Source organism: Microbacterium sp. Leaf351 (assembly GCF_001423825.1).
Classification (GTDB): Bacteria; Actinomycetota; Actinomycetes; order Actinomycetales; family Microbacteriaceae; genus Microbacterium; species Microbacterium ginsengisoli.
This window is the reverse complement of record NZ_LMPK01000002.1, coordinates 34893-35391: the sequence shown is the minus strand read 5'-3', so window position 1 is coordinate 35391 and position 499 is coordinate 34893. Positions and strand designations below refer to the sequence as shown.

The window sequence follows — 499 nt, the reverse complement described above, 5'->3', positions numbered from 1 at the left end:
GATCTGGTACTTCATCGCGAGGTCGGGGTTCTCGTCGACATTGAGCTTGAGGATCGTGATCTTGCCCTGGTGCTCGCTCGCGATCTCGTCGAGGATCGGGGCGACCATGCGACACGGACCGCACCAGGCGGCCCAGAAGTCGACGAGCACAGGGCCGTCGGCCTGCAGGACGTCTTCGGTCCACGTCTTGGAGCTGGTGGCGGTGGCAGTCATGGGGTTTCTCCTTAGGAAGTCTGCTGAGTGTTCGAACGCCGTGCGCGAACGGATTGTTCCCGTCGCTCAGGCGACCGGGAGCTCTTCGATCTGGTCGGCGTCGGCGGCCAGCGCACCGGCGTCGTCCAGGGAGGCGAGGAAGTGCTCGGCGTCGAGGGCGGCGACCGTGCCGCTTCCCGCCGCGGTCACGGCCTGGCGGTAGGTCGGGTCGATCACGTCGCCCGCGGCGAACACGCCCGTGATGGACGTGCGCGACGACCGGCCATCCACCCACACCGTGCCGGCG

General features: G+C 67.9%; 1 protein-coding gene and 1 pseudogene. Both read right to left on the bottom strand.

Features of this window, described 5'->3' with window-relative positions; translation table 11 throughout:
* On the bottom strand, positions 1 to 213 hold a 213-nt coding region (locus ASG00_RS00630; protein ID WP_056206298.1), incomplete at its 3' end, for a thioredoxin family protein.
* 66 nt (positions 214 to 279) lie between these two features.
* Positions 280 to 499 (bottom strand): annotated as a pseudogene (locus tag ASG00_RS16045) (thioredoxin-disulfide reductase); the annotation flags it as partial.